Consider the following 25610-nt stretch of genomic DNA (forward strand, 5'->3'; position numbering starts at 1 on the left):
GTACTTATTGGGTATGTTTCGAGTTGTTTATTGATTACACCCGTTATTTCACTAAGTTTCTCCGAGTCCTCTACTTTGCAACTCATTATATTTTTGATAGTCAACGTAAAGATCTATTACACAATTGATAGATTTAACAATGGAGAAAGCATCATGAGTGAAAAGGACTGGCAACAGGCTAAAGATGATGAAGCTAAACAACAGTTTGAAGCGTGGATACAAAAGTCACAAGAGTCAGAACTGAAACAAGATACTTATTATGGTCTTGATCATATCATCAAAAATTTAAGTGACGACGAGAAAAACCTTATCCAACAAAAAGGCCGCTTATGGGTCGGTGTGATGGAAACCTGGTCTCACAGTGTCGGGTTAAAAACAAGAAGTTTATCTATGGGGTTAGAATCAGGACACTTCAGTTTCATTGCTATTTATAAAAAACCGGAGGGAAACAACTTCATCGTCTGGCAAGGCAGCCAAAGTGATAACAACATTTCGATCGAAAAACTCGAAGGTGACAATATTTATGAGGACAAAAAAACTGAACGTTATTATTCAATCCAGTTTTTACAGGGTAAAAAACCTGAAGAACGAACCTACCGCGTTAGACAAATAAGAGATACCCCAGTCGGAGCAATATTAACTGAAAGCTCTCTGTATAGTTCCACTATCCGGCTTTATTTGGTCCCGACTGATAAGACTGCGGCATGCTTAGATCGTTTAAACAAGGAAAAAGGTTGGAAGAATCACGATACTGATTATGGGAAGTTTACCCCGAATTCGGGTATGACGAAGGAAGTTCACAGCTGTGTTTCCAGCAGTGATCTTATGGTTAATTACGTCTTAAACGGAACTTGGGGAACAACCTTATCAGATAAGGGATGGTACAATGCTCTGGGCGCGTCCTATCGCAATGCTTTAAAAGATCTTATTGCAAGAGCTGTCGATAAAGTTGCCGGGACAAGTTATTCATGGACCATCACCAAAAACTTTGCCAGTAAGAGTTGTATGACCTGGACGACGTAGCGGCAGGTTTCAAATTAATGTGGATTGTATGGTGCGCGATGAGGGAAAGGATGTCTATGAATCACACAATTGAAGATAGCATGTAATGCTCTCTTTTGGCCTTCCTTCCATAAATTACCGAGCGCACACCATTAGATTTTATATCCTGAATTCTGAGCAAGGCTTATACTCTGATCCGTGACCAATCCCATATTTACTTTTTAATGCTCGCTCAATGTCTCTCAACGACTCTAGTTTTCGCCCGCATCCCATACTAAATCCAATAACGTTTACCTGAAATTATCATAGTAATCGAAGTCACTACGGACAAACTTTAGAGCTTACGGACAAACTTTTTGTCTCTGCACACCATCACACCCACTGCCCGGCGACCCAGCCGGAAGACCAGCACCACTGGAAGTTATATCCGCCAAGCCAACCGGTTACATCCATCACTTCACCGACGAAGAACAAGCCGGGGACGGATTTACAAGCCATGGTTTTCGAAGAGATGGTATCCGTATCAACACCTCCCTGAGTGACTTCGGCGGTCCGGTAACCTTCGGTGCCATTGGGCAATATCTGCCAGTGAGTGAGTGTTTCAACCAAGGCGGTCATTTCTTTTCCGTGCAGTTGCTTGAGTGGTTTATCCACCAGCTCGCCCCGCTCAATCAAGACTTCAACCAAACGCTTGGGTAACACTTTCGCAAGGGTATTTTTCACACTTTGATTGGGGTGCTTGGCACAGGAACGGTTCAGCATTTCCCCGATATCTTCATCCGGTAGCAAATTCACCGTGACTTTCTCCCCCGGTTGCCAATAGGAAGACAGTTGTAACACCGCAGGCCCTGATAGCCCCCGGTGGGTGAAAAGCAGTGCTTCTTTAAATGACGTCCCATTTTCAGCCGAGAGAACCGCCGGCACGGCGATCCCCGATAGTTCGGCAAACTGCTCTTTCTCTTCTTTATGGAGGGTGAAAGGCACCAATGCGGCTCTGGTCGGAATAACCGGCAAACCAAACTGTTCCGCAATTTGATAACCGAAAGGCGTTGCGCCCAGTTTCGGCATCGATAAACCGCCGGTTGCAACCACCAGCGACTGACACTCGATAGTTCCCTGCCCGGTCTGAAGACAAAAGCCTGCTTCCGTTTTTTCAATGGCCTGAATGTCAACCTGATAACGCTGTTCGATATGAGGCAAATCACACTCTTTCAGGAGTAAATTGACAATCTCTTTGGCACTGTCAAGGCAGAACAATTGCCCGTGATCGCGTTCTTCAAACGCAATACCGTACTGAGTGACCAAAGAGATAAAATCCCAGTTGGTATATTGAGACAGTGCGGATTTAACGAAATGTGGATTGCGGCAAAGATAGTGGCTCGCAGAAACATCATAGTTGGTGAAGTTGCAGCGTCCCCCGCCCGAAATCAGGATTTTCCGCCCCGGCTTTTTCGCATGATCGACAACCAAGACTCGTCGTCCCCGCTTACCAGCCTGCGCAGCGCACATCAGCCCCGCGGCTCCGGCTCCGATTACAACGACATCAACCTGTTTGCTCATTCTTATCTCACCAACATCGAACTAAAGCGATCTATAAACATGAAAGACACGAAAAAAGGATGTGCCAGTCAGCACATCCTTCATCGATTGAAAGATGATTCTAACGTCAAGCGCGTCATTTTACCAATCAAGCGCCTGACGTGGCACTTCTCTTTACAGAATCAGCGAGGTAAGCATTGTGACTCCGACAAGAGAAGATGTGAGTATAAAGAGTTGTCTTACTCGTTCACACTTACCAGTAAACACTGAATCATGATGATGGAGGTACTCTTTACTTTTGATGTAATGAAATAAACGGACCTGTTTATTCATATTACCGTGAGTGGTGAAAAATCCGGGACCGTCTACTTGCTGATACAAGAGAGGATGCGCTTCACGCATGATATAAATCAGTGCCCGAAGCGCTGTGAGGTACCGCGCAACATTAACCAGTGTCACTCCCATGAGTGCGAATAAGATCGTATCTTCGCTGATCATCTTTTCCTCCCTACATCTTCACGAGGATCTCAAAGAAAAGACAATCAGCAGTGATATTCCTGAGATTACCCGGCTTGAGAATCCATTACGGAAGATGAACCTTCATTTACCATGTCTGCTAAATCTTTATCGATGAAGAACAGGGCTTTACCATCTTCACCAACCAGCTCTAACTTGTCTAAAATCCCTTTAAACAATTTTTCTTCTTCATGCTGCTCAGCTACATACCACTGAAGAAAGTTAAAGGTCGAGTAATCTTGGGATGTAAATGCTACATGGGCCAACTTGTTAATTTTTTGAGTTATCATTTGCTCATGTTCATATGTTTCGCGGAAAACCTCCCCTAAACTATCATAGTCATGTTTGGGTGCATCAATCGCACCGAGAATAGGCAACGCCCCTGTCTCACTCACATAAGTAAACAGACGCTGCATGTGCTGCATTTCTTCCTGAGCATGAGAACGAAGAAACATTGCTGCACCTTCAAAGCCTTTATCTTCACACCAAGCACTCATTTGTAAGTATAGATTGGATGAGAAAAATTCGAGATTAATTTGATCATTTAGTTGATCAACCATTGCTTGTGCTAGCATAACTGTGTCTCCTGATTTACTCTCGTATTGATTGAAATATAACACCTTCAACACTTTATCATCTTCTGGCAGAGAAGTGGAACTGAGATCATTCCGACAATTTTTTTTTCAGGGCGATGCTAAAGTGAAACCATCAGATATGAAACGGAGACAGTATAATGAGCTATAAACATATCTTAGTCACAGTCGATTTGTCTGAGGAAAGCCGTGTTCTAGTCGATAAAGCTGTTGCATTGGCAAAACCTCTCGGAGCAAAATTGTCTTTTATTCATATTGATGTGAATTATGCCGAACTGTACACAGGGCTGATCGATATCAATCTGGCAGAGACACAACATCAATCCATGGAAATGTCACAAAAACATTTACAAGAAATTGCAACACATGCCAATTATCCGATTCATCACACCTTGGTCGGCAGTGGTGATTTAGGCCACGAAATTTGTGAAACGATCAATGAATATGAAATCGATTTGGTCGTCTGTGGGCATCATCAGGATTTCTGGAGCAAACTGCTTTCCTCAACCAAACTCCTCATCAACTGTTCTCCGGTTGATATGCTGGTAGTGCCACTCAAAGACTGACGAACAGGGAAAACTTCGCTAGACTCTGAGCCATTATTGATCATGTTGAAATTATCATATGGCTTATCTTTCTGCGATTACCCTATTATGGGCTTTTTCATTCAGCCTGATCGGTGTTTATCTCGCCGGTCAGGTTGATTCTTGGTTTTCCGTCCTCATGCGCATCGCGCTTGCAAGTGTGGTGTTTGTACCCTTTTTGAAATTCCGACAAGTTGCTAAATCTCTGATCATCAAACTGATGGCTATCGGGGGGATTCAACTTGGTTTGATGTACTGCTTTTACTACCAATCCTTTTTGTTGCTCAGTGTCCCTGAGGTGCTGTTATTTACGGTATTTACGCCGATATATGTCACGTTGATTTATGACCTCCTCAAAGGCCGCTTCTCACCTTGGTATCTCGTCACCGCCGTCGTCGCCGTTTTAGGAACCATCATTATCAAAAAGACCGGCGTTCAAGAAGACTTTCTACTGGGATTTTTGGTCGTTCAGGGGGCGAACCTTTGCTTTGCTATCGGTCAGGTCGGTTACAAATATTTGATGGAAAGTCATGACACCAAACTCCCGCAACACACGGTATTTGGTTATTTCTATCTCGGGGCTTTGATCGTCGCAACCATTGCTTTTCTGCTTTTTGGTCACACCGATAAGTTACCGACCACTTCTCTGCAATGGGGAATATTAGTCTATCTGGGGTTAATCGCTTCAGGGTTGGGCTATTTTATGTGGAATAAAGGGGCTTGCCTGGTCAATGCAGGAGCACTGGCGATCATGAACAATGCGCTTGTCCCGGCAGGTTTGCTTGTAAATCTGTTGATCTGGAACCGGGATGCCAATCTGCCGAAACTGATTCTCGGTGGTGCCATCATCATGTTATCGCTGTGGCTCAATGAAACGTGGGTCAAACGTAAAGTTGCGCAGCAGCATAGTTGATAACAAAATCGGCTGATAACGAAATCCGTTTATATCACGAAAACGAATCAAGAGAAAAAGATGGCCATGGCCATCTTTTTATTGGTATCTCTAGACTGAAGAATAACAAGAAAAAGTAAGTAATCACTTACAACGGTTCAACAAGCTATCTTCTCCAGCCTTTTTTGAATTTTCCCGGATTCTTTGCGTAATTTCTTTTGCTGGCGGATTAATTTCTTAATCTGCTTACGGGCTTTCTTGTCTGTCTGCTGTTTCTTGAACTGTTTGAGTGTTTTTTTATCCCACATCGGCAGCGGAATATTCAGCCGTGATGGTGATATTTCCGGAGTGATCGGTTGATGCATCGTGGCGGGAAGTGCCACCGGCTTACATAAACGAGCGCATTGGTTTGCACTCCTCGCACAAGACAGGCAGACAAACTTTGGAGCACTCACCAAATGATGAATATCTCCCAGCGTATGGCGGATTTCACGTCGGTCAAATTGACACAGGCGCTTGCTCATGCTTCACCCCAATAAAAATAATAATTATTCTTAATTAGATATACAAAGCAATCGTCCGGGAATCAAGTAAAATTATCAGGTCAAACGGTTATATCACATGGGGTTGTTGGGCAGGCTATTCTTTCTCATCCATGGCAGCATTCACATAAACATCAAAGCGGTTTTTCTTGGTTTCTATCACCATGGTTGGCCGTTGTTCATGAAGCCAAGGTGCGTAATCAGGACGCTTAACCACGACCCGCTTTTTCGCCAGCCGCAGTGCCGGAACTAGCAACGCATCAGCATCGTCATCAGCACCAACCAAAGATTGGAAGACCCGCATCTCTTTTTTCACCAATGCCGTTTTCTTCTTATTCACCGGATGAGGATACATTGGATCGAGATAAACGACGTCTGGCTGGATCGGGTGCTCAAGATGATCCAGCGCCCGATGACTACTCTCATGCAACAGTGTCATCCGTTCACTGACCCATGTGCCGATCTCCGCATCTGCACAGGCTCGTCTCAGTCCGTCTTCCAATAAAGCCGCGACGACAGGATGACGTTCAACCATCAACACCTGACAACCCAAAGACGCCAGAACAAAAGCATCACGGCCCAGTCCGGCCGTTGCATCCAGCACAACAGGCGTTACACCTTTATTCAGCCCAACCGCTTTCGCAATGGCCTGTCCTTTGCCGCCACCGAATTTACGCCGATGAGCGACCGCGCCGCCGACAAAATCGACATAGATAGCGCCCAATTTAGGCTCATCCAACTGACGCAATTCCAAACGTTCTTCAGTAAGCACTAAAGCAAACGGGCTGGCATCGGTATGTTCAAGCTGCCAGCGCTCGGCAATCGCAGCTAAGGTTGACTGTTTATCAGGGGACTCTGTTAACAACTGTAGTAACAAAAACATTCTCCTCTGCCCACCGCAGCGATGATATGCATGAAATCGACTTGACGGTATACATCATTTGGCTATTTGAATGATAGAATAGCCTGATATGATAGAACCATAATATCGATATAACCTCTCAACCTCAGGACGTCACACAAGACATGAAGTTCTGAGTATTTCCTATAAAAAAACATAAAAGCTCAAACAAGGAATAATCATGCATCCTAATACGGCCAAACTAGACGATTTGGATCGTGCCATCCTCAAAAGATTAATGGATGATGCCCGAACGCCCTACGCTGAAATGGCAAAGCAATTTAATGTCAGTCCGGCAACGATCCACGTTCGCATCGAGAAAATGAAAAACGCAGATATTATCCAAAAAACAGAAGTCGTCGTGAACACCAAAAAATTGGGCTACGATGTCTGTTGTTTTATTGGTATCAATCTGAATGCCGCAAGAGACTATCATTCAGCCTTAGAAAAGCTGAATGCACTCGATGAAGTTGTCGAAGCATATTATACGACGGGTGCATACAATATATTTGCAAAATTAATGTGTCACTCAATTGAAGAACTTCAATACGTACTCATCGATAAATTGCAAAGTATTGATGAGGTCCAATCTACTGAAACATTAATTTCATTACAGAACCCCATCAATCGAAACGTCATCCCATAATGAGTGGCATAAAAACCACACAAATATAGTGACTTTAAATAACGCTATTTTTTACCTAAATAATTCAGTAGCTCTTCTGCAGAAATACCTTGAGCCGCTAAATGTTTTGCCATTGTTTCAACTTGCTCATATTTGCGGGATTCAATTACTTGCTCAAATTGATAAACCAAGTCACGCAGCACAGGAACAGGTACTTGTTTAGCGGCACTACGAATGCGCTCGCTACTCTGGTTGCCCAATTCACTGAGCAACTTGCCAAACATAACCTTCTCAGGTGTTTCATCAAGTTGCTCTAAAATTCGAGCCATTTCATAAGTTGTCATCGACATATGTGATTTCCAAAAAATATTATAATGTTAAAGATATGTCTAAATAATTATCGGGTGCGAACATATAAATATAAACAGTTTCGCAAACGATGGTTGCTATTTATTCATATAGAACATCACATCCAATGTCCTATATGAATAATGATACTTATCATGCAAAATTGCGAGTCAGGTAAAAAAAGCGTAGCTTATTTCACATCACTCACTCACGAGTAGCATTTTACTATCTACTACAAAAGGATAACACCAGATGCAAAATCATATATCTGAACGGATATCAAATATAAGAAGCTGGCTAAAAGAAAACCAACTTGATGCGCTGATTGTTCCTCATGAGGACGAATATCTGGGAGAGTATCTACCCGTCCACAATGAACGCCTGCAATGGCTTACAGGCTTTACTGGCTCTGCGGGCGTTGCCGTCGTTACCCAAGAGCATGCCTCAATTTTCGTTGATGGCCGCTACACGGTTCAAGTCACCAAACAAGTACCAGAGTCAATATTTGAATATCATCACCTGATTGAAGAACCATTTCTCGATTGGATAATAGACCATCTTTCCCCAAACAGTAAAGTCGGATTCGATCCGCGTCTTCACCGGAGCCTATGGATAACACATGCTCAACAAAAAATCTCGGGGAAATTGACACTGTGTCCGCTGCAGGATAACCCAGTTGACCTGTTATGGCAGGACCGTCCAGTACCATTTTTTTCAAAAATGTGGCTCATGGATCTCGAACAATCTGGTCAGAGCAGTGCAGATAAACGACAAGCCATTGCCGACATCCTCAGAAAAAAACAAGCCCACTGTGCACTATTGACACAATCAGACTCGATTTGCTGGTTACTCAATATTCGCGGGCAAGATATCGCTTGCCTCCCGGTACTGCTGACTTATGCCATTATCTATGACGATGCCAGTGTTGATCTGTTCATCGACCCACAACGAGTGATTGAAGCATTTGACCGCCATGTCGGGCCGGGGGTCAGAATCTGTCCGCCGGAAACACTGGAAGAATCACTGACAAACTTACAAGGCAAACAGGTTTTACTGGATCCCGAGACCTGCAACGCTTGGTTCAGCCTGACCTTACAAAATGCCGGCGTATCCATCATTCACGGTGCCGATCCTTGTATGCTACCGAAAGCAGCGAAAAACGCCAGTGAAATCGCAGGGATGCAAGCCTGTCATATTCGTGATGGTGCTGCAATGGCAAAATTCTTATCCTGGTTGGATCAGGAAGTTGCTCAAGGTCATATGCACAATGAAGCCACATTATCGGATCAATTGGCTGAATTCAGACAGCAGGATCCAACATTACTGGACTTCAGCTTTAGCACCATTTCCGCAGCCGGAAGCAACGCGGCCATGTGCCATTATAATCACCTCAATCAACCAACTCCCGGGCAGTTAACTCCAGATAGTTTCTATCTGGTCGATTCCGGTGGTCAATATACAGATGGGACAACAGATATAACCCGCACCGTCGCGATAGGGACCCCATCGCCCCTGATGAAACAGCAATTTACACTGGTTTTGAAAGGTCATATCGCACTGGCAAGCGCGCGTTTCCCACAGGGAACATCCGGACATCAGCTTGATGCACTGGCACGTCAGCATCTATGGGCCCACGGTTACGATTTCGACCACGGTACAGGTCATGGTGTCGGCCATTGCCTCAATGTCCATGAAGGGCCACAACGCATCAGTAAAGCGCCGAATACCGTCGCGTTACAGCCTGGCATGGTCGTGTCAAATGAGCCCGGTTATTACCGTGCTGACCAGTTTGGTATTCGTATCGAAAATCTGGAATTAGTCACTTCGGTAGCAACCGAAGGCGATTTTAATGTGTTGGGATTTGAATCTTTAACACGCTGTCCAATCGATCAGCGCGCAATTGATTTGTCATTACTCAACGATGTAGAAATTCAGTGGCTTAATTCGTATCACCAAAAAGTCTGGGATGAGGTCTCACCGCTTGTCACCGGCACGGTAAAAACATGGCTCAAGCAAGCAACTCAGCCAATCTCGTCACCATCATGCTGATCTAGCTCTCCCCCCTTATCGTACAACACCAGTCGATCGCTTTGATCGACTGGCTTTTAACAAGCACATAACCACCTCGCCTTTCCTCACAACATAAAGATTAGACCCCTAATCATCATTAACAACGTAAAACCCTGATTTAAAATTAAAAATAGTACATACAGATTCAAATGAGACACTTTTTGATCAAAAAAGATTTGAAATCGAAATAATTTCCATGTTAGTTTTTTGTTAATTAATCGTTCAATTAAAAAAACATGGAGACTCTATGCCTAAGCTCGGCATGCCAGATATCCGTAAACCGCAACTCGTTCAGGCGACGATGAATGTGATCGAACGAGTCGGATTACACGGTGCAAGTATCTCGCTGATCAGTAAAGAAGCGGGCGTTTCCACTGGCATCATCAATCACTACTTCGGTGGAAAACAAGGATTGCTTGAAGAAACGATGCGCGCGATTTTGCGTGAACATTCCCGAGTAATTACTGCTGCGTTAAAACAGCTCCCGCCCGATGCTCACTATGAGCGTATCAACGCCATTATTGATGGGAACTTCAACGAATTTCAGACTGAGAGTGAAGTGGTCAAAACGTGGCTGGCATTCTGGTCTTACGCGATGCATTCCCCCCAGCTCCACAGACTTCAGCGCGTCAATGAAAAACGTTTGATTTCACACCTCAAAATCGAATTGAAAACCTTAATTCCTCAGCCACAAGCATCATCCGTTGCCCATGGCATTGCAGCACTGATTGATGGTATCTGGCTACGGGGCGCATTAAATCCAAAAGGCATTGATGCTGCGTTTGCCAAAACCGTCATTAACGATTATCTGGACAAACAAATTTGGTACCACGACAACAGCAAGGTTAGGGCCCAACAATGAAATCACTGTATATCCATGGCAAGCGATGCAACGCCACTTCCGGAAAAACATTTACGTCGTATAACCCAGCAACCGGCGAAGTGCTTGCTGAACTTGGACAAGCCTCCGCGCAGGATATTGAAGCAGCGGTCACATCGGCGAAGCAAGGGTTTGCCCGCTGGTCAGCGATGACCGCAATAGAACGGAGCCGAATTCTGCTTAAAGCCGTCAGGCTCCTCAGAGAAAAAAATGATGCGCTGGCGAAACTGGAAGTGCTCGATACCGGCAAACCATTACAAGAAGCAATTGAAGTCGATATCGTCACCGGTGCTGATGTCATTGAATACTATGCGGGACTGGCGCCAACCTTAGTCGGTACGCAACAACCACTGACACACCATCAGTTTTTCTATACCCGTCAGGAACCGCTGGGTATCTGTGCGGGCATCGGAGCCTGGAACTATCCTATCCAGATTGCTATGTGGAAATCGGCACCGGCTCTTGCAGCTGGTAATGCGATGATATTTAAGCCTTCAGAAGAAACACCACTGACAGCCCTTGAGCTCGCTGAGATTTATACCGAAGCGGGCGTTCCCGATGGCGTGTTCAATATCGTTCAGGGGGATGGTCAGGTCGGAGAGCAACTGACATCTCACCCTGACATAGCCAAGGTCTCGTTCACCGGTGAGGTCGAAACAGGCAAAAAAGTCATGGCAAACAGCGCCCGGACTCTCAAGTCTGTCACGATGGAACTTGGCGGAAAATCGCCACTGTTGATCTTTGATGATGCCCCACTCACTCAAGCAGTATCAGCAGCAATGGTTGCCAATTTCTACACTCAGGGTGAAGTCTGTACCAATGGCACCCGCGTATTCGTTCACGAATCAATCTACGCGGATTTCCTACAACAGCTAAAAGCCCGTACAGAGCAACTGATTATCGGTGACCCAATGGACATGGCAACGCAGGTCGGCGCACTGATTTCCAAAAAACATTGTCGTCAGGTGATGGCAGCCATTCATGAGGCACGTAACGGTGGCGCTAAACTTCTGACCGGTGGTGTTCAACTCACAGAAAACGGCTTGGACAAAGGTAATTTTGTGGCGCCGACCGTCTTCTATGACTGCGATGAAAGCATGGCACTGGTGCAGCATGAGATCTTCGGTCCGGTCATGGCAGTGATGAAATTCTCAGATGAAGCAGATGTGATTCAACGGGCAAATGATAGTGCTTACGGATTAGCAGCAGGCGTGTTTACCCGTGATATATCACGCGCGCATAACATCATTCATCAGCTTCAGGCCGGTATCTGCTGGATAAATACCTGGGGAAACTCACCAGCAGAAATGCCTGTTGGGGGATACAAAAACTCAGGGATAGGCCGAGAGAATGGCCTTGAGACACTCACTCACTACACACAAACCAAGAGTGTCTTCATCGAGTTAGGTAACTTTGAAAGCCCTTACCCGTATCAGGATTCTACAGATGAAACAGCAATTTGATTATATCATTGTCGGTGCCGGATCAGCGGGCTGTATTCTGGCTGATCGGTTAACCGAATCCGGGGAATACAACGTCTTGCTTCTCGAAGCCGGAGGCAGTGACAAAAGTATCTTCATTCAAATGCCAACAGCACTCTCCTACCCGATGAATACCCCGAAATATGCTTGGCAGTTTGAAACGGTTCCCGAGAAAGGACTGGATGGCCGCCGACTCCACTGCCCCCGAGGTAAGGTTTTGGGTGGCAGCTCGTCAATCAACGGCATGGTTTACGTCCGCGGTCATGCCTGTGATTTTGATGAATGGGAGACACAAGGTGCAACAGGCTGGAATTATGCCAATTGCCTGCCCTATTTCAAACGTGCCGAATCTTGGTCAGGTGGCGGCGATCAGTACCGTGGTCAAGAAGGTCCGGTTGCAACATGTAACGGCAACGAGATGAAGCTTAACCCGCTCTATACTGCATTTATTCAGGCAGGTATCGAAGCGGGTTACCCAGAAACGATTGATTATAACGGCTATCAGCAAGAAGGCTTCGGCCCGATGCATATGACCGTTGATCACGGTGTTCGGGCCTCCACAGCCAATGCCTATCTCAAGCGCGCAGTAAAACGTACCAACCTGACTTTGTTGAAGCATGTGGTCGCGAGAAAAATTCTGCTCGACGGCAAGAAAGCGATCGGAGTTGAGTTTGAATACCAAGGCGCTATCCAAAGCGCTTATGCCAATGCCGAAGTGATTTCATCAGCCGGTTCTGTCGGGTCAGTACAACTGCTGCAATGTTCAGGAATAGGTCCGAGAGATGTCTTAGACGCTGCCGGTGTCAAAGTGAATCATGCACTCGCAGGGGTTGGTGAAAATCTTCAGGATCATCTTGAAGTCTATTTTCAGTATCAATGCAAACAACCCATCACTCTCAACAGTAAGTTAGGGCTCATCAGCAAAGGATTCATCGGGGCGCAGTGGCTTCTCACCCATCAAGGACTTGGTGCAACCAACCATTTTGAATCTTGTGCTTTTATTCGCTCCAGAGCGGGACTGAAGTGGCCGAATATCCAGTATCACTTTCTGCCGGCAGCGATGCGTTATGATGGCCGGGCAGCGTTTGCCGGACACGGTTTTCAGGTTCATGTTGGTCCCAACAAGCCACAAAGCCGGGGCACAATACGGATTACTACAGCTGATCCGCATATCAAACCAAGGATTGAATTTAACTACCTCTCGACAGCACAAGACCGACAGGACTGGCGTGATTGTATCCGCCTGACCCGGGAGATTATTGCTCAACCGGCATTCGCCGCCTACCGTGGCGATGAAATTCAGCCCGGTATCGATATTGAAAGTGATGACGCGATTGATCAATGGGTCAGAGAAAATGTCGAAAGTGCTTATCACCCTTCTTGCACCTGCAAAATGGGCAGCACGGATGACCCGATGGCGGTCGTCGATTCTCAGTGCAAAGTGATTGGTCTTGACCAGCTACGTATCGTGGACTCGTCAATATTTCCCACCATTACCAACGGCAACTTAAATGCACCCACCATGATGGTTGCAGAACGGGCAGCTGATTTTATTTTAGGTAAAACCCCACTCCCCGCCGCTGACGCTCCGGTATGGATAGCGAAAGACTGGCAGACAGAACAACGGACGACACAGCCTCAACTCACTTCTGTATCCGTACAGAAATGAAATGATGAATAGGAAGGAAAGACTATGAATTTCAGAAAATGGCCTCTTATTACCAAAATTGCAGCTTTCAGCCTCGGTCTATGCTGCGCTGCGCAAAGCTATGCTGCGGACCGTTGTGAAATGGTCCATTTTTCCGATGTGGGATGGACAGATATCACATCAACAACCGCAGTCACAACGGAGATATTGCACGGCCTAGGGTATCAAACCAAGACCGATTTGCTTTCAGTGCCTGTGACGTATTCCTCAATGGCCAATGGTGACGTCGATGTCTTTCTGGGGAACTGGATGCCAACAATGGAAGGTGATATTAAAAAATATCTTGATAGCGGCCGTGTCGAACAGGTTCGGGCAAACTTAACCGGTGCGAAATATACCCTTGCTGTCCCTCAGTATGTCTATGATGCTGGCGTGCATAACTTTGCCGACTTAGCGAAATTTTCCAGTAAATTCCACAGCCGAATCTACGGCATTGAGCCCGGAAATGATGGGAATCGACTGATTCAAAAGATGATCGATACCAATGCATTTCAGTTGAAAGATTTCGATTTGATTGAATCGAGCGAAGCCGGCATGGTGTCACAAGTTGCCCGCGCCATTCGTCGCCATCAGTGGATTGTTTTCCTCGGCTGGGCACCTCATCCCATGAACAGTAATTTTAAAATGACTTACCTTGCTGGCGGAGATGACTACTTTGGCCCGAACTATGGTGGTGCAACAGTTTATACCAACGTTCGTAAAGGCTATACCTCACAATGTCCGAACGTGGGGCAATTGCTTAAAAATCTGCAATTCAGTCTCCCGATGGAGAACCAGATTATGGACGATATCCTCAACAAAAAAATGCCCCCGCAACAGGCGGCAAAGGCTTGGTTAAAAGCCAATTTAAATGTTTTAGAACAATGGCTTGATGGTGTTACCACGCTGGATGGCAAACCGGGTAAAGACGCACTACTCCAATATTTACACGCCAGTTAATCATATATCGATTCAATACTATCATTAACAGTCGGTGCAGTTCAGTCAGCACCGGTGAGGTACCTTATTGTGAATAATTTCATTACAGAGTATAAAATTCCGCTCGGTCAGTGGATGGCATCATTCGTCGACTGGTTAACCATCCATGCAGCTGTTTTTTTTGACACCATTTCATACACCCTTGAGACGGTGATAATGTTTCTGGTTGGTATTTTCCAATCGATGCCACCTTCAATTCCGATTTTGATCACTGCCGCATTAGCTTGGTGGCTTCATCGTCGGATATCTTTAGTCATCTTTATCGTCGCCTCTCTATTGCTGATTCTTAACCTCGGCTACTGGCAAGAAATGCTGGAAACTTTCGTGCTGGTATTTTCTGCCACAACCATTTCAGTATTAATCGGCGTCCCCATTGGCATCATGGCTGCTCATCGGCCTTGGTTGTATACCGCGATTCGACCAGTTTTAGATCTGATGCAAACCGTACCAACTTTTGTTTACTTAATTCCGACACTGGTGTTATTCGGTCTTGGTGTGGTACCCGGATTAATTTCAACGATTATCTTTGCCATTGCATCACCGATTCGTCTCACCTATCTGGGGATTGTTCGTGTGCCGGAAGCTTTAATCGAAGCAGGGAAAGCATTTGGTGCCAGCCATATGAAGCTGTTATTTAAAGTCGAACTTCCGGCAGCAATGCCCAGCATTATGGCAGGTGTAACACAGTGCATTATGTTGTCTCTGTCGATGGTTGTGATTGCAGCATTGGTCGGAGCCGACGGTCTAGGTAAACCCGTGGTTCGGGCATTGAATACCGTTAATATTTCACAAGGATTTGAAGCCGGGCTCGCCATTGTATTGGTTGCCATCATCCTTGATCGCCTGTGTAAAACACCAAACCAGACCAAGGAGTAATCAGATGAATCAACATGTAAATCATGCCGCAGCAGATGCGATTACGATTGAAAATTTGGATGTTGTGTTTGGCCGACACGCAGAGAAAGCGACAGAACTGCTCGATCAGGGCAGAACCCGCCAAGAGATTATTGATGAGACAGGATTAGTGGTTGGAGTAAACAATGTCAGTCTGACCGTAAAAGAGGGTGAAATTTGTGTTTTGATGGGATTATCGGGCTCGGGTAAATCAAGTCTGCTCCGTGCCGTCAACGGGCTCAACCCAATCACCCGAGGCTCGCTAAAAGTCAAACATGGGCAGGATTGCGTTGATGTCGCAAACTGTAGCGCAGAGATATTACGCACGCTCAGAACACAACGCGTGTCGATGGTGTTTCAAACGTTTGCGCTCATGCCTTGGTTATCGGTTCTCGACAATGTGGCCTTTGGTCTTGAAATGCAAGGGATGGCGAAGAAAGAGCGACGCCAACATGCCCATAATCAGCTCGAAATGGTCGGCCTGGCAGAATGGGAAAATAAATATCCGCATGAACTTTCCGGAGGAATGCAGCAACGAGTTGGTCTCGCACGAGCTTTTGCCATGGACAGTGATATTTTGTTAATGGATGAGCCCTTCTCTGCCCTTGACCCACTGATCCGGACCCAACTGCAAGATGAACTACTCGCCTTACAGAAAAAATTAAACAAGACGATTTTGTTTGTCAGTCATGATTTAGACGAAGCATTAAAGATCGGGAATCGTATCGCTATCATGGAGTCAGGACGTCTGATCCAACATAGCCGACCAGAAGAGATCGTTTTGCAACCCAAAACTGACTATGTCCGTGAATTCGTTGCTCATACCAACCCTCTAAATGTACTCAAAGGACGTTCACTGATGAAACCGATTGATGCACTGCCCCATCAGGAAGGACGCTGGCAAGTCTCTCAACATCATGATTTATGGCTAGAAAATCAAAATGGCGAGTTAGTCATTCAAGGCTCAGAGTCAATCAAAACCGTTGACTGGGACCAGCATCATGACATGACAACGCTGGACAGACATTGCATTATTCTGGCGTCACCAGACATAGAAATGCGTGATGCGATTGAAATTCGCTATCTGACAGGACACCCTGTGGTGTTAGTTGAGGATGACCAGTTTGTTGGCATTCTCAGTGATGACAATTTCTATCATGCACTGCTTGGTAAATATAATCAGCCTGCCAAAGTGGCATAGCCATGTCGAGTTCTGACTGAAGACCACGCGCTGATTGAAGGTCGTGTGCTGACTGGAAAAATAGCGCATGATAAATAAGAGAAAGATAAGAGAAATAAAGGGAGAAGGCTTCAATCTGTTTATGTTCACAACCACCTGAACACGATAACAAGCCTTCTCTTCTGCTTACCTCATACTGACTTCACTCTTGATCCTTCTAACTTGCTCACAAATATTCAAACGAGCCGATATTCAAAACAGATGAGAACTTGGCTTCATGTTTCACGTGAAACATTGAAAGAACCAAGTTCACCGCTCTTAATCTTAGCCTGAAAAAACAGCGTGCCAGTCATGCCATACCGGCTCCAATCCTTGATGGATAATCGCTTGTTCCACCTCTTCGACTGAACGGTCATCACCAACACTAAACTGCTCTAATGCTGAGGATTGATCGGCATATCCTCCCGGCTGGGTTTTGGAGCCGGCAGAAATAGCAGTAATACCAAGAGGAACTACATTGTCTCTGAAACTTGGAGATTCCCGGGTTGAGATCGACAGTTCAACTTCTGGGTCAAACAAGCGAAATGCACAGATCGTTTGTACCAGCTGTCTATCCGTCATGATCGACACAGGTTCAACACCACCAGCACACGGCCGCAAACGTGGAAAAGAGATCGAATAGCGAGACTTCCAGTAAGTTTTTTCCAAATAGGCCAGATGTAAAGCAACATGGAAAATATCAGTTCGCCAGTCATCTAACCCGATCAATGCGCCCAAGCCAATTTTATCAATGCCCGCTTTACCAAGCCGATCGGGCGTGAGTAAACGATATTCAAAGTCGGTCTTGTTACCACGCAAGTGATGCTGAGCATAAGTCGCAGGATGATATGTTTCCTGATAAACCATCACCCCATCCAAACCTAATGTTTTCAACTGAACATATGCCTCGGTATCAAGCGGCTGAACTTCCATTGCCAGATAGTTAAAATGCTGTTTAACCTGAGGAACAACTTGCTCGAAATACGATAGACCAACTTTCGTTTCATGCTCCCCCGTCACCAGTAAAACGCTGTCATATTTCATCTGTTTAATCGCTGCGATTTCAGCGTCGATATCCTGATGACTCAATATTTTGCGTTTTAGCCGATTCTCCATTGAAAAACCGCAATAGGTACATGAGTTGGAACACAGGTTAGAGAGGTATAGCGGGATATAAAATCCCACCGTGTTACCAAATCGTTTCCTGGTCAGAGCCATTGATTGTTGGGCCATTTGCTCAAGAAAAGGCTCAGCAGCCGGTGAAATGAGCGCTTTAAAATCTTCTAACGACCGTTTGGTTTTACTCAAAGCACGCGCCACATCCGCAGATGTTTTGCTATAGAGTGAAAGTCGTACATCATCCCAGTTAAATTGATGGAAAACGTCGAGAAAACTCATCTCACTCCTCCCCTAAAAACTGAGTCAGCGGACTCGTCGCCACAGCATAAGAAGATGCAGCACCGATACCAGACTCATAAGCCATTCGCCCAGATTCAACCGCCAGTCTGAAGGCTCTCGCCATCATCAATGGATCGGCTGCACTGGCAATCGCAGTATTAATCAACACCGCATCCGCCCCCATTTCCATCGCCTGAGCCGCATGAGATGGCAGACCAATACCGGCATCAACCACAACCGGTACATTGGCCTGCTCGATGATGATTTCCAGAAAAGCTTTGGTCGCTAATCCCTGATTGGAACCAATCGGCGCCCCAAGCGGCATCACAGCAGCACACCCCACATCTTCAAGTCGTTTGCATAATACCGGATCTGCATGGCAGTAAGGCAGAACGACAAAACCATCATTGACCAACTGTTCCGCAGCACGAAGCGTCTCAATGGGGTCTGGCAGCAAATACTTTGGATCCGGATGAATTTCGAGTTTTATCCAGTTTGTTTGCAGTGCTTCCCGTGTTAAGTGTGCAGCAAAGATTGCCTCTTGGGCTGTTTTCGCACCTGATGTATTGGGGAGAAAATGCAGGTCCAACGTATTCAAGGGTGCCAGAATATTATCATTTGAATGTTGTAGATCGAGCCGTTTCAAAGCCATAGTTGTCATTTCTGACCCTGATGCTTGAATTGCTTCAACCATTATTTCAGCACTGGCAAATTTGCCGGTTCCGGTAAATAGACGCGAACCAAATGTCCGGTCTGCAATATTGAGCGGTGTATTCATGTCGAGCGATGCTCCGTGATTGAACTGTGTTTTACTTGTCATTGACTTAACCCCCGGCGATGACCTGAAAGAGCGAAATCTGATCACCATCATTGAGCATCACCTGTGACCATCGACTTTTGGTCATCACTTGCTCATTCAGTGCAAAAACGCATCCCTGTTCAGGTAAATGAAGCTGGCTGATCACTTGTGCTAACGTGATACCAGCAGGAAATGTATAAACTGCCTCATTAAGCATTATCTGTATGTTCATCTCATCTTCCCTTGTCATCGTGATCATCATCTATACCATCTGCATGACCACAGACGGGACAAGCGATATCTTTTCCATAGCGCAATGATTTCAGTTGCATTCGTCGTCCATCAAAATGAATGAATTCTGACAGTTCATCACTTGCTTTATCTGGTGTGAACGGCGGGCTCTGATGAGTATCCCGCAATAGTTGTTGAATCACCTGAATCGCCTGAAGCGCAGCAATCGCCCCGACAACCGGGCCTAGCACACCAGACTCATGACATCGTTTCGGAGAATAATTCGCGGTGTCACCAACTAAGCAGCGATAACAGGGGGTATCACTTAAGAAACGGTGAACGGATAACTGCCCGTCCCAGCCAATCGCAGATGCAGAGACAAGGGTTGTCTTTTGTTGATAACAGATACGATTGATTTGATGACGTGTCGGAAAGTTGTCACTACAGTCGATCACCACATCGGCCAACATCACCTCAAGCTGAAGCTGTTCATCATCCAGTTTTTTATCGATAGTCCGAATCCGGCATCCATGATTGAGATTTCGCAATTGACCGGCAAGCGCACTTACTTTTCTGGCGCCGATATCACTTTCCCGGTAAGCAATTTGTCGATGCAAATTACTGAGCTCAACCGCATCATGATCCACTAAAACCATCGAACCGATGCCAGCACCGACAAGATACAATGAAACATGGGTTCCGAGTCCACCGCATCCAATCAGCAAAACATGCTTTTTGTTCAGCTCACATTGCCCGGTTTCGCCAATTTCTGGCAAAGCAATCTGTCTCTGATAGCGAAGAAATGCATGATCATCGAGTAATGCCATTGTCTATCCTCCCTGACTGAGATGGTGCTCTCCTCAACAGCCCCCCTTCCCGCGACAAAAATAACCGCTGAAAGGCATCTACAACACTCGCGGCATTTGCCGCCTGTGTAACGGCACGAACGACAGCTAAGCTGGAAACGCCCTGTGCTAAAACCGTCGCGGCGTTCTCTAAATCGATCCCGCCAATTGCAACGGTTGGCATTGCCCGATGATGAGCCTCGGCAATCGAATCGACCAGCTGTTGATAAAGCCGTAACCGGGCAAGGCCTTGAGGCAGAGAAGGCATCTGTTTCGTCGTGGTCGGGAAAATATGCCCGAGGGCGATATAACTTGGCTGCTGTTGTTGTGCCTTGAGAATTTCCCAGTAGCCATGCGTTGAAATTCCTAATCGAATCCCTGCATGACGCAGCGCCTGAATATCTGCGGTGGGTAAATCGTCTTGTCCCAGATGTACACCAAATGCCTGATATTGAATCGCCAATTGCCAGTAATCATTAATAAAAATTTGTGCTTGATATGTCTTTCCCAGCAAAACAGCCTGCTTAATCTGCTGTTCAAGGTCGGTTTGATGCGGATTTTTAATCCGTAGTTGGATAGTCTTCACGCCTAAGCGGAGTAATTTCTCCACCCACATCACGTCATCAACGACAGGATACAATGACAAGTCGGCAGCATTGACCGCCTTAAAGCAGTGCTGATTGTCATTTGTATCGGAAATCGCTGTCTCTGAAATGGGTAACTCGGCGGATATCTTTTCTATATCGCCATCTAAATTTTCATTTGCATCTGCGGCAATCACAGGGAAATCATGCACACTTCGCGGCCATGTTTCACGTGAAACATTCAGTGATGCCCGAGCAATGATTAAAGCATCCTCAAGTGGAAAATCTAAAATCAATCCGCCGATAAACCAAGCTAAATGCTTTGAGACAAATGAATGTTGTGAGAATGTGTATTGCGATGGTGTGTATTGCAATATAGAGACAGGGTTTGATGCATCAGCCTGAGTGCCTGAAGAAAGTGAGCGCACTTTATCCTCCACCAACCATCGTTCAGAGAGCGGTGCATCCGGCAGTGGTGAACTCGCGATCATCACATGAGCAGCAAGATTGACAGTATCGCCATCCTTCGGCTTTCTCTTGGAAAGCGGTTTGGTTTTCCACACCCTTGGCTGATCATTCTGTCCATCCGTCAGCCGTTGATCATTGATTTGCTCACAGTAGGTCACATGATAGCGCTGCTGAAGATGTTGTTGCGGCCACTCATCTGCGGTCAGCATGACGCTTTGTTTACCCACCCCGACACCATGATATTTGTCCGGCTTTCTCAGATCGATTGACCCGAGACAGATCAACCAACCATCGTCGCTATGCTCATCAACGTTATTCTCATCAAAAAAGAGACTCGTATCCGCTGCCGCTAACCCTTCTGTTTGTGCAACCTTCAAGAAATGGTGAAGCTCTTCCTTCAGCAAGATACTCATTTCCGCTGTCAGAAGCGCTTTAGAAATGCGTAGCCCAATCATTCTACGCCTCCTGATCAGTATCCTGAGCTAAACGATATAATGCCGAACCTTGCGCTTTAAACTCTTGAGATTTTTGCTTCATGCCTGCCAGCCGCTCATGATCTGAACGTTCATCATCTGAAGATGAAGAGGTGTCTAGCATTTGGATTTTCACAGCATGATCATGTTCTGAATGACTATCCTGCTGTGCTTTCGCGTACTCACGAACTTCCTGAGAGATCTTCATTGAACAGAATTTAGGGCCACACATAGAACAAAAGTGAGCGACTTTTCCCGACGCTTGAGGCAGGGTTTGATCATGGTAAGCGCGAGCGGTAACCGGATCTAAAGACAGATTAAATTGGTCTTCCCAGCGGAATTCAAACCGCGCTTTTGATAAAGCATTATCTCTAACTTGCGCACCGGGGTGCCCTTTAGCTAAATCCGCAGCATGGGCTGCAAGCTTGTAGGTGATTAATCCTGTTTTCACATCGTCTTTATTTGGCAGCCCAAGATGCTCTTTGGGTGTGACATAACAGAGCATCGCACAGCCATACCAACCAATCATGGCCGCACCAATTCCAGACGTAATGTGATCATATCCGGGGGCAATATCAGTCGTCAGTGGGCCTAATGTATAGAACGGTGCTTCCGAACAATGGCGCAGCTGTTCTTCCATATTCGCTTTGACGAGATGCATTGGCACATGTCCGGGCCCTTCAATCATGACCTGAACATCATATTCCCATGCAATTTTGGTCAGTTCTCCAAGTGTTCTGAGTTCAGAAAACTGGGCTTCATCATTTGCATCAGCGACAGAACCGGGCCGGAGTCCATCACCCAGAGAGAGTGAAACATCATATTGTGCACAGATTTCACAGATATCTCGGAAGCGGGTATAAAGAAAGTTTTCCTCATGATGGGCCAGACACCACTTCGCGATAATAGAACCGCCTCGGGAAACAATCCCCGTGACTCGCTTTGCAGTCATCGGAACATATCGCAACAATACGCCAGCATGAATCGTGAAGTAATCGACGCCTTGCTCCGCTTGCTCAATCAATGTGTCGCGCATCACTTCCCAAGTCAGGTTTTCGGCAACACCATTTACTTTTTCCAAAGCTTGATACATCGGAACCGTCCCGATAGGCACAGGACTATTGCGTAAAATCCACTCTCTCGTCTCATGTATATTGCGCCCAGTGGAGAGATCCATCACCGTATCAGCGCCCCAGCGCGTTGACCAGACGAGCTTCTCAACTTCCTCTTCGATCGAGGATGTGACTGATGAATTGCCAATATTGGCATTCACTTTGACCAGAAAGTTACGCCCGATAATCATGGGTTCAGATTCAGGATGGTTGATATTTGCCGGAATGATCGCTCGCCCTTCCGCCACTTCACGGCGGACAAATTCAGCGGTGATCGCTTCCGGTATATGCGCACCAAAACTTTCTCCCCGATGCTGTAAGTTCAATTGCTCATCACGATACTGCTGACGCTGCATGGTCTCGCGAATCGCAATAAACTCCATTTCTGGGGTGATAATCCCCCGTCGGGCATAATGGAGCTGGGTGACACAATGACCGGGCAGCGCTTTGCGGATAAGCGGCAAATGACTGTATCGCAAATCATCTAGCGTGCTATCAGCAAGGCGCTCTTGCGCATAGTGAGAGGTCATTTGGTCGAGTATTTCTGTATCAGAACGCCCTTCTATCCATGCTTGTCTCAAAGCCGGTAAGCCTCGATAAACATCGATTGTATATTGCGGATCGGTATACACCCCTGAAGTGTCGTAGACACAAATCGATTCGTTCGGCTCGTAGATAGGAGCATCCTTCGCATGACCGACTAAACTATCGGCAAGTTGGATGGATCGCATCGGTACCCGGATATCTTCCCGAGGCCCTTGCACATAAATTTTGGTTGAATTGGGGTAAGGTGTTGACTGGATATTCTCGATAAACTGCTTTGCTTCCAGTCTGGATTGTTTACGGCTCGACATGCATTTTTCTCCAGTAAATGGTTAAGAAATAAATGCTTGACGGAAGGACGTATAGACAAGAGGTGAAAATCAATTATCGCATTGTGAAAACAATATAACGATATACGGACAGATTTTCGGACAATAGAGAGGCTGTGATGATATGTAATATAGCCTGAATATTCTCTCTTGTTCCCTTCGCAGGTATTAACCTGATCAGGTTCAACGGATCCCGAATGAACGGTCTCAGCCTTTTGGCACTCCGACAAGTAGAAACATTATAGAGAACGGATTTGATTAAACAAAGTAAAAAAATAGTTTAGCTTTTGGTAATCAGTTGAAAACCAACCCACGCAGCAGAAATACTCAAAATAACATTCAACAAAATATTCAGACCAAACTTGATGAATGCCCCTTGCTGCATCAGTAAAACATTATCCATAGAGAACGTAGAAAACGTTGTCAAAGCGCCTAAGAATCCTAATCCGATGACTTGACGCCATGGTTCAACAGAAATCAGCTCCCCTTGAAGCGCAGCAATTAACAGCCCCATCATGAATGAGCCTAAAATATTCACGGTCAAGGTTCCATAAGGAAAACCTTTACCAAATAAGAAGACGCAAAGTTCCGAAATCAAATATCGAGAGCAAGCACCAAATGCTCCCCCAAAGGCAATGAAGCCAAGAACAGAGAACTGATTCATCATCATTTCCTCAAAAAATTCCCAAGTACAACCTTTTCGTTATGAAAAATACGTGTAACTAAGGTCATAAAAATTCACAGAATAAAAAAGTTACAGGAGTCACTTTATGCCGTAATCCTTCACTTAACCCAACGCTTAAATATTCATTAAGTATCATATTATGAATTGATACCGAACATCGGCACTAAATTCATATAGGCATTGATGTGCCATTGTGAAATATATCATTCACCGCAATATCGATTGTTCAAAGGAGATGAATAAGATTGATGGTACTGTGTGACATGAAGAAGATCAAAAATATAAATTTTTTTCTCACATCTCAGAATGCAGCATGGGTGAGAAATCAATTTGCTGTGCACAGTTCAGTTAACGCAGCACATTTGATTCCTCACCCATAGCGGTAGGTTAGGGTTGATGTCTTTCTCAGGGCTGAACTTGAGACATGTTATTCAGCCTGTCCAAGTACCAGTTGCTCACCATCCCAGAGAACCTGTTTCATTCGGGTATGGCGGTTAGGGTCCCATAACGGATCCCCTTCAATTTCCGTATAATCACGGGCGTGATACACCAAAATATCATTGCCCTGCTCATCTTGGGTAAAGCAGCTATGCCCGGGGCCAAAAACATGGTCGCTGGCATTGGTCACGAAAACCGGATGTGGCGATTTGTACCAGTTTTCAGGGTTAAGCAAATCTGCATTCTCATCCGCCTGTAAGAGCCCCATACAGTAACGTTCGTCGGTCGCACTGGCAGAATATGTCAGCCAGACTTTTCCGTGACGAATCAGGATATACGGCCCTTCATTCACCATGAAACCTTGAGTTTCCCAGTCAAACTCAGGTATTGATAACCGACTGCCGGGTAGTTTTAATGTTGTCGGTGACAGCATTTCTGCAATGTATAAATTGGAATTCCCGGCTATCGCTTGTTCTTTCTGCGCCCAGACATAATACCGGGTTCCCCGATGCTCAAATGTCGTCGCATCTAAACAGAATGCATCGATCCCAGAATCGACCTGCCCACAAAACGTCCACGGTTCTGCCAGCGGGTTCTCTCCATCGCAACGAATGACATACATCCGATGCTGAAACAGACCATCCTTAATTTCTCGACTTGGCGCGGCCGCAAAGTAGATATACCAGCTCCCGTCAATGGCGTGGATCTCCGGTGCCCAGATTAAGTCAGAATAAGGACCATGATCCGGCTTGTGCCAAACCGTCACAATTTCATCAGTTTCGGCCAATCCAGCAAGTGTTTTTGCCCTTCTGACTTCAATGCGATCATATTCAGGAACCGATGCAGTGAAATAATAATACCCATCATGATGAAGATAGACATGTGGGTCAGCTCGCTGCTCAATGACTGGATTTTTTATTTTAAATACCATGG

Annotated in this window: 25 protein-coding genes and 1 riboswitch; of the genes, 11 read left to right on the top strand and 14 right to left on the bottom strand. The window is 45.7% G+C overall.

All coding sequences use genetic code 11. The features are described 5' to 3' along the window. Window positions 1-153: 153 nt before the first annotated feature. Window positions 154-1023 (top strand): hypothetical protein, encoded by an 870-nt coding sequence (locus tag BSQ33_RS08500; protein ID WP_021021242.1) that lies wholly within the window; start codon window positions 154-156, stop codon window positions 1021-1023. A gap of 351 nt (window positions 1024-1374) precedes the next feature. On the opposite strand, the gene BSQ33_RS08505 is transcribed toward BSQ33_RS08500, so the two are convergent. From BSQ33_RS08505 to ftnA, 3 genes are all read right to left on the bottom strand, one after another. After that, entirely contained in the window at window positions 1375-2562 is a 1188-nt protein-coding gene (locus BSQ33_RS08505) for an NAD(P)/FAD-dependent oxidoreductase (RefSeq protein ID WP_088133855.1), read from the bottom strand. 153 nt (window positions 2563-2715) lie between these two features. Then, window positions 2716-3039: a universal stress protein UspB gene (gene uspB / locus BSQ33_RS08510; protein ID WP_021021244.1), complete on the bottom strand. Its 324-nt coding sequence runs from the start codon at window positions 3037-3039 to the stop codon at window positions 2716-2718. A gap of 65 nt (window positions 3040-3104) precedes the next feature. After that, entirely contained in the window at window positions 3105-3632 is a 528-nt protein-coding gene (gene ftnA, locus BSQ33_RS08515; protein ID WP_021021245.1) for a non-heme ferritin, read from the bottom strand. 158 nt (window positions 3633-3790) lie between these two features. On the opposite strand from ftnA, the gene uspA reads away from it, so the two are divergent. Then, a complete protein-coding gene (gene uspA / locus BSQ33_RS08520; protein WP_021021246.1) occupies window positions 3791-4216 on the top strand; it encodes a universal stress protein UspA in 426 nt (141 codons plus the stop codon). Window positions 4217-4274: 58 nt separating this feature from the next. Next, window positions 4275-5147: a carboxylate/amino acid/amine transporter gene (locus BSQ33_RS08525; RefSeq protein ID WP_088133856.1), complete on the top strand. Its 873-nt coding sequence runs from the start codon at window positions 4275-4277 to the stop codon at window positions 5145-5147. A 137-nt stretch (window positions 5148-5284) separates the two neighbouring features. On the opposite strand, the gene BSQ33_RS08530 is transcribed toward BSQ33_RS08525, so the two are convergent. Both BSQ33_RS08530 and BSQ33_RS08535 read right to left on the bottom strand, forming a co-directional pair. Further along, complete coding sequence (locus BSQ33_RS08530; RefSeq protein ID WP_021021248.1) at window positions 5285-5650, bottom strand: hypothetical protein; 366 nt, start codon at window positions 5648-5650, stop codon at window positions 5285-5287. 115 nt (window positions 5651-5765) lie between these two features. Next, window positions 5766-6545 (bottom strand): class I SAM-dependent methyltransferase, encoded by a 780-nt coding sequence (locus BSQ33_RS08535; RefSeq protein WP_088134559.1) that lies wholly within the window; start codon window positions 6543-6545, stop codon window positions 5766-5768. 205 nt (window positions 6546-6750) lie between these two features. Between BSQ33_RS08535 and asnC the strand changes: the two genes are divergently transcribed. Then, window positions 6751-7215 (top strand): transcriptional regulator AsnC, encoded by a 465-nt coding sequence (gene asnC, locus BSQ33_RS08540; protein ID WP_021021250.1) that lies wholly within the window; start codon window positions 6751-6753, stop codon window positions 7213-7215. A 44-nt stretch (window positions 7216-7259) separates the two neighbouring features. Here the strand turns inward: asnC and BSQ33_RS08545 are convergent, their stop codons facing one another. Beyond that, complete coding sequence (locus BSQ33_RS08545) at window positions 7260-7544, bottom strand: hypothetical protein (RefSeq protein ID WP_021021251.1); 285 nt, start codon at window positions 7542-7544, stop codon at window positions 7260-7262. A 250-nt stretch (window positions 7545-7794) separates the two neighbouring features. Between BSQ33_RS08545 and BSQ33_RS08550 the strand changes: the two genes are divergently transcribed. The 7 genes from BSQ33_RS08550 (at window position 7795) to choV (ending at window position 16754) form a co-directional block, all read left to right on the top strand. Next, window positions 7795-9591: an aminopeptidase P family protein gene (locus BSQ33_RS08550; RefSeq protein ID WP_088133857.1), complete on the top strand. Its 1797-nt coding sequence runs from the start codon at window positions 7795-7797 to the stop codon at window positions 9589-9591. A gap of 268 nt (window positions 9592-9859) precedes the next feature. Continuing rightward, a complete protein-coding gene (gene betI / locus BSQ33_RS08555) occupies window positions 9860-10474 on the top strand; it encodes a transcriptional regulator BetI (RefSeq protein WP_088133858.1) in 615 nt (204 codons plus the stop codon). Further along, window positions 10471-11955 carry a betaine-aldehyde dehydrogenase gene (gene betB, locus BSQ33_RS08560; protein ID WP_088133859.1) on the top strand — a complete coding sequence of 495 codons (1485 nt, stop codon included), beginning with the start codon at window positions 10471-10473 and terminating at the stop codon, window positions 11953-11955. The genes betI and betB overlap by 4 nt, the downstream gene beginning before the upstream one ends. Beyond that, a complete protein-coding gene (gene betA / locus BSQ33_RS08565; protein ID WP_021021255.1) occupies window positions 11939-13642 on the top strand; it encodes a choline dehydrogenase in 1704 nt (567 codons plus the stop codon). The genes betB and betA overlap by 17 nt, the downstream gene beginning before the upstream one ends. Before the next feature lie 24 nt (window positions 13643-13666). Then, window positions 13667-14620: a choline ABC transporter substrate-binding protein gene (locus tag BSQ33_RS08570; RefSeq protein ID WP_021021256.1), complete on the top strand. Its 954-nt coding sequence runs from the start codon at window positions 13667-13669 to the stop codon at window positions 14618-14620. Window positions 14621-14734: 114 nt separating this feature from the next. Further along, a complete protein-coding gene (gene choW / locus BSQ33_RS08575) occupies window positions 14735-15535 on the top strand; it encodes a choline ABC transporter permease subunit (protein ID WP_420070628.1) in 801 nt (266 codons plus the stop codon). A gap of 4 nt (window positions 15536-15539) precedes the next feature. After that, window positions 15540-16754: a choline ABC transporter ATP-binding protein gene (choV, locus tag BSQ33_RS08580; protein ID WP_021021258.1), complete on the top strand. Its 1215-nt coding sequence runs from the start codon at window positions 15540-15542 to the stop codon at window positions 16752-16754. A 303-nt stretch (window positions 16755-17057) separates the two neighbouring features. Here choV and thiH read toward each other — a convergent pair whose 3' ends face one another. The 8 genes from thiH to BSQ33_RS08620 form a co-directional block, all read right to left on the bottom strand. Further along, window positions 17058-18170, bottom strand: a complete 1113-nt coding sequence (gene thiH, locus BSQ33_RS08585; RefSeq protein WP_088133861.1) for a 2-iminoacetate synthase ThiH — start codon at window positions 18168-18170, stop codon at window positions 17058-17060. Between the two features lies 1 nt (window position 18171). Then, entirely contained in the window at window positions 18172-18948 is a 777-nt protein-coding gene (locus BSQ33_RS08590) for a thiazole synthase (protein ID WP_021021260.1), read from the bottom strand. Between the two features lie 46 nt (window positions 18949-18994). Further along, window positions 18995-19201: a sulfur carrier protein ThiS gene (gene thiS, locus BSQ33_RS08595; protein WP_021021261.1), complete on the bottom strand. Its 207-nt coding sequence runs from the start codon at window positions 19199-19201 to the stop codon at window positions 18995-18997. Window position 19202: 1 nt separating this feature from the next. After that, the gene (locus tag BSQ33_RS08600; protein WP_021021262.1) at window positions 19203-20027 is read right to left on the bottom strand and encodes a HesA/MoeB/ThiF family protein; all 825 of its coding nucleotides are present in this window, start codon (window positions 20025-20027) and stop codon (window positions 19203-19205) included. Further along, window positions 20011-21552 (bottom strand): thiamine phosphate synthase, encoded by a 1542-nt coding sequence (gene thiE / locus BSQ33_RS08605; protein WP_232471913.1) that lies wholly within the window; start codon window positions 21550-21552, stop codon window positions 20011-20013. The genes BSQ33_RS08600 and thiE overlap by 17 nt, the downstream gene beginning before the upstream one ends. Window position 21553: 1 nt before the next feature. Continuing rightward, a complete protein-coding gene (gene thiC, locus BSQ33_RS08610; protein WP_088133862.1) occupies window positions 21554-23536 on the bottom strand; it encodes a phosphomethylpyrimidine synthase ThiC in 1983 nt (660 codons plus the stop codon). 155 nt (window positions 23537-23691) lie between these two features. After that, window positions 23692-23790, bottom strand: a riboswitch (TPP riboswitch). A gap of 44 nt (window positions 23791-23834) precedes the next feature. Next, a complete protein-coding gene (crcB, locus tag BSQ33_RS08615) occupies window positions 23835-24218 on the bottom strand; it encodes a fluoride efflux transporter CrcB (RefSeq protein WP_021021265.1) in 384 nt (127 codons plus the stop codon). A 448-nt stretch (window positions 24219-24666) separates the two neighbouring features. Further along, window positions 24667-25608, bottom strand: a complete 942-nt coding sequence (locus tag BSQ33_RS08620; RefSeq protein WP_021021266.1) for a family 43 glycosylhydrolase — start codon at window positions 25606-25608, stop codon at window positions 24667-24669. Between the last annotated feature and the right edge of the window lie 2 nt (window positions 25609-25610).

Origin of the sequence: Vibrio gazogenes (assembly GCF_002196515.1) — a bacterium.
Classification (GTDB): domain Bacteria; phylum Pseudomonadota; class Gammaproteobacteria; order Enterobacterales; family Vibrionaceae; genus Vibrio; species Vibrio gazogenes_A.